This is a genomic window from Streptomyces sp. NPDC005070 (assembly GCF_053600395.1).
The window spans coordinates 1-6,709 of record NZ_JBSFZS010000223.1 but is presented as its reverse complement, the minus strand read 5'-3'; the positions used below and the strand labels follow the sequence as shown (position 1 = coordinate 6,709).

The following is a 6,709-nucleotide window of genomic DNA, read 5'->3' as shown; positions in this document are numbered from 1 at the left end:
CCCGAGGCGTCCGGCGGGCGGCTGCTGGCGGCCGCAGCCGCGCTGGACAGCCTCGGGCGAGACTCGTTCGAGCAGGTCCCAGGGCGGACCCGCCGGATCCGACAGCACTCGATGAGCCGCTGCCAGTGCGGGCAGCTCGTCGCCGTCGGCGAAGACCTGCAAGGCGGTGTGCCGTACGTCTCCGTCGTTGAGGAGCAGGGTGGCCGCGGGGTCGTCCGGCGTGGCATCGAGCCGGGCCCGAGCTGGACCGTGCAGCAGCCCGGACCAGTCCGGCAGTTCCACCAGACCGGGTACGAAGCGATGCTTCAGTAAGACATCCAGCGCGGACGGATCACGTGACTGCGCCAGTACGGCGAGGAGTTCGGCGCGTTCGCGTATCAAGTCCGAGCTTTTCGCGGTGATGGACGTGGCCTGCGCCTGTGCGTCTGCGGCCCGCAGGCGACGTCTGCAGGCGGCCTCCCGGTGACTTCGCTGACGTGGTGTGAGATCGATCTCCAGCGTGGCGAGCGCCGACGACGCCTCCCGCACCAGGGGCCAGGGCTCCTCGGCGTGGATCCGTTCGCCCGCGAAGCCGCTGAGGGAGGTGAGCCCCGCTCGCCCGATCGCGCGTAGCGCCACAATCTCAAGGTCTGTCGGTGCGCCTTCCGTCGCGCCGAGGATGGCGTCCACGGCCCGGCGCAGCGCGGCGAGATCGGCGGGTTCGCGCTCCGCGATCCGGCGGGCCGCGGCGACGTCCCGGCTCAGGGGGTCGGTCAGGGCACGCAGCGCGGCGACCCGGGCGTCGACCGGGTGGCCGGCCCGTGCGGCGATGTCGGACAGGGCCGACCAGGCAGCCGGCCGACGCAGGACCGCCAGCGCGGTGGCCGCCCGCTGCCATGCCGTGGCTCCCGCGGAGGCCGCCGCCAGAACGTTTTCCTGCCGTACGACGAACGCCTGCAGCTTGTCCGGCGCAGCGGCCAGGGTGTGGCGCAGCAGCCAGGCCCCGTAACGCGGATCCGCTGAGGCCGCCGTGTCCAGGAGCCGCGTGACGCTGCCCTGGTCGGTCTCGGGGAAGCCGACCAGCATGCGCGCCGCCTCCTGCCACTCGAAGCGCAGAGCCCGGCGCAACAGCCCAGATGGGTCCCCCTCGGCCAGTCGCACGAGGGTCCGTGCAGCGAAATAGCTGCGAAACAGTTCATGGAAGAAGCCGACCGCTTGGTGCTCCTCGACGAGCAGCTCCGAGGCGATCACCTCGTCGAGCACGGCGCGCCAGTCCGGACGCAGCCGCTCCAGCCGCGGGCCGAGCAGTCCCAGCGGGGCCCGGGCGAGATTGCCGTTCTCCGTCAGGTGCTCGGCGACGGCCTCCAGCAACGGCACCTTGTCGTCCAGGCTGTATCGGGTATGGTCGTTCGCCGAGTCGTGCTCTTCGTGATGACGCTCGGTCAGGTACCAGGTGGTGAAGGCGGTGAACAGTTCGCCGACACTCCGCGGCGGCGGGTCGAGGGACATCTGCGCCTCGACCGCCATCCACAGGAACAGGGGAGTGCCCATCAACCGACCCAGAGCCGGGGGCACGCCCGATCCGTCCTCTGCTTCGGTGCCGAACAGATGGCCCGCGAGCCTCCCGCCCGTGTAGTGATGCGCCTGTTCCGGGGTGACCGGGTGCAGCACCACTGTTGGCAGGCGCAGGATTTGAGCCGGAGCCGCATGGTAGGCCGATGTGCGGTGACAGACCACCAGGCGCACGCCGGGATGGTCGGTGCGCAACTGCTCCAGCCACTGCGACACGGTCGTCCTGGCCTGGCCGGGCACCTCGTCCAGACCGTCGACCAGTACTTGGATGCCGTCGAGGGCCAAGAGCGCACGGAAGTCGTCGGGATCGAGACGGCCGGCGCCTGGGCACGCGTCGGCCAGGAGATCCTCGTGCCGGACAGCGGGGCGCCATGTACGGGCGACGTCGGTTGCCGCCAGCAGTACAGGCATTCGTACGGCCAGGTGCTGCTCCGTTGCCTCACCGCTGACGGCGCGCAGGTAGCCGTACTCGAGTTCCCGCAGGACGGTCGACTTGCCTGCTCCGGCGCTCCCGACGAGCACGACCGCCGGCTCATCGGCCAGCAGGCGCAAGGCGTCGTCCTGCCGTGTGCCGCTGCCGGTGGAGGCCCGCAGCGGGATGTACGGCAAACGGCCGGGGCGCAGTGTGCGCAGCCGCTGCTCGACCGCCTCGCCGCACAATGCGCGCACCGCCCTGTCGCGTGCCTGCTCGAGTGACGCGGTGAGCCGGTGTCCGGTGGCCGGATTGGCGGCGCCGAGTGCGGAGACGAGCTCCACCAGGAGTGCCCGTTCATCGCGTTCGGCCGGATCCAGCCGAGGCAGCAGCCAAGCAGCCAGCCGCCCCAGTCCGGCGGCCGACCAGTGAGTGAAGAACCCGCCGGCCTGTGGCGCCGTGTTGTCGGTGAGACACTCGCCGGCCACTCCCGCGGCCACCAGTGCAGCGCCCGCAGTGATGGGGTCGTGTGCTTCGGCGGGCCACTTGAGTGTCCGGCAGGCGGCCAGGGTGAGCTGGGCCAGGTACTCCCGCCACCAGGGGCGGCGTCCCTGGTCGGGGTAGATCGCGCGGGCCGCGGAGCGTACCTGCCACAGCAGACGGAAGGCGGCCACGAAATGTTCCGGTTCGCCGTCCAGCGGCCAGGCGCCTGGCAGGGCAGCGTCCCGAGGATCAGCCTCAGGCCGCAGACGGCAGCTCACCGCCAGCACCCTTTGCAGACGGATGAGTTCCTCCCAGCCGAGGCGGCGCGCGACGACGCCGCGCAGCAGGTTCAGTTCCAGCCAGGCCGGATCGCCCATCTGGGGCTGCAGGTCCTCCGCCCGCGCATGATCGATCAGGTACGGCTGATCGTCCGCCACCAGCACGTTGCGCGGGTTGAGATCGCCGTGGACGCTCGCGGACACCCAGCCCTCTGCCGGGTCGCACAGGATGGCGTGCAACCGGCCGAACGGATGGCCGAACCGGCAGCCGTCCAGCCTGACCTCCGTGCCGTTCAGTTCGAGCGCGTCGCCCAGCAGGTCCCTGCACAGCTGCGCGTAGCGTTGGGTACGCGTGGCGAGGACCGTGGCGTACAGCAGCCGGCCTCCGTCCGGCAGGCCCGGCCCCGATGACATGCCGTCCTGCGGCAGGGGGCTTGCGGGCCCAGGCAGGATCTCGATGCGGGTGTCGGGCGAGGTGTGCGCCAGCAGCACCCCGTCCTCCCCACGGACCGACGACACCTCGACGGCGATCCACGCCCCGGGACGCAGGCGCTGGTCGTGCCCCGCCTCGTCGGGGGCGCAGGAGGCAGCGAGCAGATCCGCCGGATAGACCCGCGTCGTACGCACGGCGGGGTCGGCCGTCTCCACCAGCAGGTCCGGTCCGAGGACGGGGTTGAGCCAGCGGAGGCTGATCCTGCGGTCGGGCTCCGCGGCGCGGTAGAGGGTGCCACCGAGTTGCCGGAGCAGGCGCCCGACGACCGTCTCGGCGCTGCGCAGGGCTTCGTGCGAGCCGTCCAACGCCTGGACCGCGAGCTGTTCCAGTGTCGTCAGGGACCGCCCCGGTTCCCCGATCCGTTCGCTGACGTGCTGGTACACGACGGCCTCGCGGTCGCCGGGCAGGGGGACGTCCGAGCCGAGCACCGTCTCGCTCACCGCGCTGACGGATGTCCGATACGCCGTCTCCAGCGTGGCCATGTGCTTCTGGTACGCCTGCCATTCGCCGCGTGCGGCAGCCGCGTCCTGGAGCTTGGCGACATGCCACTCCGTCACGTCGGGTATGCCGCGCCGTACCCGGATCTCCAGCACCTGCGCTCCGCTGCGGCCTCCGGCGATCAGACCGACGACCTCCACCCGGTGCACGGGTCGGGGCAGACGGCCGGGACCGTCGCCCACGGCGATCCGGCTCAGCACCCACTCGATCTCGGCCCGCTCGCCGTCGGCCACCCCGCAACCGGGCAGGAAGTGTACTTCCACCACTCACCCCCCGGCATGCTCGGCTGCGGGTAGTCTCGCATCGAAGGGACTCGTGGGGGGCGGGTAGACGCATGCTGGAAGCCATCTGGACAGGTTTGCTGGTCGCGTTGCTGAGCTGGCTCGTCTCCATGCTGTGGGGCAACCGGCGTTGGCTGCCCCTGCTGGCGGTCTCGATGCGGCCGTTGCGTGAAGTTCGAGTCTCGGTGGCATCGTTGCTGCGGATCCAGGACGACGACCACTATCTCCTGATCCACTCGCCCTACCGTCCCGATTCCTACGGTCCGCTGGGCGGGGTCCTCAAGTACCACCCTTCGGCCCGCCCCGACCTGGACCGCCTGGGCTTTCGCGAGGACGGCCGGGTGGACCAGCGCATGCGCAGCGACCTGCGGGGTTTCCTTCCCGCCCGGGCACTGCTGCGCTTTGCGCGCTGGCTCCACGACGAACGGGACCGCGAAAGCAGCCTGGAGGCGATCCGCCGGGAACTGGCCGAGGAACTTGGTGAGATCGGTCATCCGGAGCTCGCCACCGGGATCGAGCGGCTGCGTTTCGCCCCCGTACGGCACGTCGTCGAGGGCCCGCTGCGGGTGCCCGGCCATGCTTTCCGGCAGATCCGCTTTTTCGATGTCTTCGATCTCCATCTCGACGCCCCCGAAGCGATCACCCTCCGTGACGCGCTCCTCGCGCTGGCCGCCGATCCCGACAATGCGGGGGCGGTACTCGTCACGGCCGAGGACATCAAACACGGCCGCCACAGCCGCTTCTACGTTGGGCCGCATACCGCCTACCTGATGGGCACCCAGCGGCTACGCGCCGATCTGCCGCCGCTGCGCTGAACGACCCCGGAAGGGACGAGATGCTCCAGCTTCCTTCACCACGCTCTCGGGCGGGCTGATCCGTTTTGGCCCCGCGCCCGAGCCTTCCCGGCGACGGCAGGGCGTCCGGCGTGCGCTGATGAGCCGCGGGCCCTAGCCGACCATTGCACACCGCCCGGCTGGCATCCCTCCGCATGACGAAGCGGGGCGGCGGCTGGGTGCCATGGCGGGAGTGGCAGTGATGGCAGCGGTCTGCGCCTCCGGTCCAGAACGCCGGAGTCCATCCGCACGGCGTCGGACCTCGGTCCCTGATGCCGCACTCGACGGCCACACCGGCCTGGCACCGCCATTTCGGACCAGTACAGGCACCTCGGACGCCACCGATCCGCGATGACTAGCAGAACACGCCACCACCACGGATCCTGAGAGAAGGAGAGCGGGCGGCCACCTCACCCCCCGGCACAGGAAGCCGTACGCCCCGAACGCCTTCCCGGACGCGAGCGCTGCCATTGCGGAGCGGCCCGGGCAGGAAACGCAGGGGCACCCGCCAGCGGCTCGTCTGGCAAGGCTCCGGGTTCCCCGGCTCGGCTCCCCGAAGTGACAGCAGCCCGATGGGATCCCCATGTCCGATGCAGACGCAGCCTCCCGAGCCGAGCGGCGGATCGCGCTGGTCCGGGACGACGTGAGCGCACGCCTCGCGCTGGCGCAGGAGTTCTACACGCACTCCTCCGAGCCCCTGCGCCGGTACGGTCACGCCGAGCTGAGCTTTCTGCGCTGGTCCGCCGCACGCGGAGTGCTCGCCCCGCAGTCCGGGGCGCGCCCGGGCAGCGCATGGTGGCGTTCCGTGAACGAGGGGCTCCTCAGGGACAAGGTGGAGGCGGGCCTGCTGTGCGCCGGCGCCCCGGGGGAGGCGAGCGCCAGAAGTGTCGAGTACTGGGTGGACTGCATCCGCGAGCCGTCGCCCGCCGCCTGGTACCGCGCCCACAACGCCAGCATCGTCGCCGGCTACCTGCGCCACGAGGACCTGGCCGCGCCGGAATCGCAGGTGGAGCGGTTCATGATGAACGTCGCCCTGCTCCGCGTCCTGTTCACCCACGCCATGCTCGTACGGCCGCGGCTCATGCTGGGACGGCTGGCCCCGCTCGGGCCACGGCTCGTGGACCCCCGCTACGGGACGGTGAAGTGGTTCCTCGACCTCGGCCGGTCCTTCCCGTCGGTGTACCCCGTCACGCTGCCCACCGAGGACACCATTCTCGACGAACACGCCCTGGCCCGGATGCTCGACTACGGCGTGATCGCCCCCAGACTGCCGGCGCTGTACGCGCTCGCGGCCGCGACGCTCGAAGAACCCCGCCTGATGACCCTCCTGGACGCAGGCGTGCCGGCGTACGTCTGGACCAGGGCGGAACGCCCGCTCTGGTACGTCGGCAACACAGGCGCCCATCTGCGCCTCATCGCCCGCATGACCGGCGTACACCTGCGGTGGCCGCCCTCCCCGGCCCGCCGCCACAAGATCCCGCTGCACGGCTGAAGCCACGCTCCCCGTGGTCACCGGACGGCGCGGACGAGGCAGAGTGGTCCCACCGCCACCATCACCGCCCGGCCGCCCCCCGCCTCCCGCCTCCCGCACGCGATCCGGCACCCTTGTGGAGTGCACCCCACGCCCATCACGCCCGACCCGCCGGCCGCAGTGCGCAGCCCGCTCCTCACCCAGCGGTGGCTCGACCTCACCTTCATCCACTGGGCCGTCGACCCCGCGGCCGTCGCCCCACTGCTGCCGCACGGGCTCACCGCGGACACCCACGACGGGCTCACCTACGTCGGCCTCGTCGCCTTCCGGTCCGTTCCCGTACGGCGGCCGTTCGCCCGCCTGGCAGCCGATGCGCAAGAACACCGCCGCCCGGATCTGGGGCGCCGAC

The 6,709-nt window shown here is 71.4% G+C and carries 4 protein-coding genes; 3 read left to right on the top strand and 1 reads right to left on the bottom strand.

Annotated features, from left to right (window positions below; all coding sequences use genetic code 11):
- Nucleotides 1–3,978 (bottom strand): NACHT domain-containing protein (locus tag ACWEBX_RS36085; RefSeq protein WP_451888979.1); only part of this gene is annotated, 3,978 nt, incomplete at its 3' end.
- Between the two features lie 71 nt (nucleotides 3,979–4,049).
- Here ACWEBX_RS36085 and ACWEBX_RS36080 point away from each other — a divergent pair.
- From ACWEBX_RS36080 to ACWEBX_RS36070, 3 genes are all read left to right on the top strand, one after another.
- The gene (locus ACWEBX_RS36080; RefSeq protein WP_451888978.1) at nucleotides 4,050–4,811 is read left to right on the top strand and encodes an SMODS-associated NUDIX domain-containing protein; all 762 of its coding nucleotides are present in this window, start codon (nucleotides 4,050–4,052) and stop codon (nucleotides 4,809–4,811) included.
- A 601-nt stretch (nucleotides 4,812–5,412) separates the two neighbouring features.
- Nucleotides 5,413–6,321: a hypothetical protein gene (locus ACWEBX_RS36075; RefSeq protein WP_451888977.1), complete on the top strand. Its 909-nt coding sequence runs from the start codon at nucleotides 5,413–5,415 to the stop codon at nucleotides 6,319–6,321.
- A 120-nt stretch (nucleotides 6,322–6,441) separates the two neighbouring features.
- Nucleotides 6,442–6,709: DUF2071 domain-containing protein (locus tag ACWEBX_RS36070; RefSeq protein WP_451888976.1), on the top strand; the 268-nt coding region annotated here is incomplete at its 3' end.

What these genes read in the sequence shown, in the direction of transcription:
- ACWEBX_RS36080 (WP_451888978.1), top strand. Translation starts at nt 4,050, where the DNA reads ATGCTGGAAGCCATCTGGACAGGTTTGCTGGTCGCGTTGCTGAGCTGG.
- ACWEBX_RS36075 (WP_451888977.1), top strand. Translation starts at nt 5,413, where the DNA reads ATGTCCGATGCAGACGCAGCCTCCCGAGCCGAGCGGCGGATCGCGCTG.